This is a genomic window from Streptomyces anatolicus (assembly GCF_019400875.1).
GTDB lineage: Bacteria > Actinomycetota > Actinomycetes > Streptomycetales > Streptomycetaceae > Streptomyces > Streptomyces anatolicus.
The window spans coordinates 1-2223 of record NZ_WMBF01000724.1 but is presented as its reverse complement, the minus strand read 5'-3'; the positions used below and the strand labels follow the sequence as shown (position 1 = coordinate 2223).

General features: G+C 65.9%; 3 protein-coding genes. 2 read left to right on the top strand and 1 reads right to left on the bottom strand.

Annotated features, from left to right (window positions below; all coding sequences use genetic code 11):
* Positions 1–765 (top strand): ABC transporter ATP-binding protein (locus GKQ77_RS31855; protein WP_258022316.1); only part of this gene is annotated, 765 nt, incomplete at its 5' end.
* Entirely contained in the window at positions 765–1481 is a 717-nt protein-coding gene (locus GKQ77_RS31850) for an ABC transporter ATP-binding protein (protein WP_125512186.1), read from the top strand. The genes GKQ77_RS31855 and GKQ77_RS31850, both read left to right, overlap by 1 nt.
* 99 nt (positions 1482–1580) lie before the next feature.
* On the opposite strand, the gene GKQ77_RS31845 is transcribed toward GKQ77_RS31850, so the two are convergent.
* Positions 1581–2223: ANTAR domain-containing response regulator (locus tag GKQ77_RS31845; RefSeq protein ID WP_258022315.1), on the bottom strand; the 643-nt coding region annotated here is incomplete at its 5' end.

The following is a 2223-nucleotide window of genomic DNA, read 5'->3' as shown; positions in this document are numbered from 1 at the left end:
GTCCTCGACGCCCGCGGCGTCACCATGCGCTTCGGCGGCCTCACCGCCGTACGCTCCGTCGACCTCACCGTCAACACCGGTGAGATCGTCGGCCTCATCGGCCCCAACGGCGCAGGGAAGACCACTTTCTTCAACTGCCTCACCGGCCTCTACGTCCCCACAGAAGGCGAAGTCCGGTACAAGGGCGACATCCTGCCCGCCAAATCCTTCAAGGTCACCGCGGCGGGCATCGCCCGCACCTTCCAGAACATCCGGCTCTTCGCCAACATGACCGTCCTGGAGAACGTCCTCGTCGGCCGCCACACCCGCACCAAGGAAGGCCTCTGGTCGGCTCTCCTCCGCGGCCCCGGCTTCCACCGCGCCGAGGCGGCCTCCAAGGCCCGCGCCATGGAACTCCTGGAATTCGTCGGCCTCGCCGACAAAGCCGAACACCTCTCCAGGAACCTCCCCTACGGCGAACAACGCAAGCTGGAGATCGCCCGCGCCCTCGCCAGCGAACCCGGCCTGCTCCTCCTGGACGAACCCACCGCCGGCATGAACCCCCAGGAAACCCGCGCCACCGAAGAACTCGTCCTCGCCATCCGCGACATGGGCATCGCCGTCCTCGTCATCGAGCACGACATGCGCTTCATCTTCAACCTCTGCGACCGCGTCGCCGTCCTCGTCCAGGGCGAGAAACTCGTCGAAGGATCCAGCGAAACGGTCCAACAGGACGACCGCGTCATCGCCGCGTACCTCGGCGAACCCCTCGAGGAGAACAACTGATGACCGCACTCCTTGAGGTCGAGGACCTCCGCGTCGCCTACGGCAAGATCGAAGCCGTCAAAGGCATCTCCTTCACCGTCGAGGCCGGCAAAGTCGTCACCCTGATCGGCACCAACGGCGCGGGAAAAACCACCACCCTGCGCACCCTCTCCGGCCTCCTCAAGCCGGTCAGCGGCTCGATCAAATTCAACGGCAAGACGCTGCGCAAATACCGCGCCGACCAAATAGTCTCGCTGGGCCTCGCGCACTCCCCCGAAGGCCGCCACATCTTCCCCCGCATGACCATCGAGGACAACCTCCGCCTCGGTGCCTACCTGCGCTCCGACAAAACAGGCATCGAAAAGGACATCACCCGCGCCTACGACCTCTTCCCCATTCTCGGAGAACGCCGCAAACAAGCGGCGGGCACCCTCTCCGGCGGCGAACAGCAAATGCTCGCCATGGGCCGCGCGCTCATGTCCCAGCCCAAACTCCTCATGCTCGACGAACCCTCCATGGGCCTCTCGCCGATCATGATGCAGAAAATCATGGCCACCATCGCCGAACTGAAAGCCGGCGGCACGACGATCCTCCTCGTCGAACAGAACGCCCAGGCCGCGCTCTCCCTCGCCGACGAAGGCCACGTCATGGAGGTCGGCAAGATCGTCCTCTCCGGCTCGGGGGGTGACCTCCTCCACGACGAATCCGTCCGGAAGGCGTACCTCGGCGAGGACTGAGCCCGCTTTCGCATACGGGACGAGGCCCGCACCCCGGCTTCGGGGATGCGGGCCTCGTCGTACATACGTACCTACCTACGTACGTATGGGCGCTCCGGACTAACCCTTCGCCGCCTTCTTCTCCTCGGCGTCCTCGATGACCGCCTCCGCCACCTGCTGCATCGAAAGACGGCGGTCCATCGACGTCTTCTGGATCCACCGGAACGCGGCGGGCTCGGTGAGGCCGTACTCGGTCTGGAGAATCGACTTGGCGCGGTCCACCAGCTTCCGCGTCTCCAGGCGCTGGGAGAGGTCCGCGACCTCCTTCTCCAGCGTCTTCAGCTCCGTGAACCGCGAGACGGCCATCTCGATCGCCGGCACGACGTCACTCTTGCTGAACGGCTTCACGAGATACGCCATCGCACCGGCGTCCCGCGCCCGCTCCACGAGGTCGCGCTGCGAGAACGCGGTCAGCATCAGCACCGGGGCGATGGACTCCTCGGCGATCTTCTCCGCCGCGGAGATGCCGTCGAGGACGGGCATCTTCACGTCCAGGATCACGAGGTCCGGCTTGTGCTCGCGGGCCAGCTCGACGGCCTTCTCCCCGTCACCGGCCTCACCCACGACGCTGTAGCCCTCTTCCTCCAGCATCTCTTTGAGGTCGAGCCGGATCAGGGCCTCGTCCTCGGCGATGACGACGCGGGTCGTCAGCGGCGGCACGTGCGACTTGTCGTCGTCGGACACGTCGTCTGCGGGCTGGGGC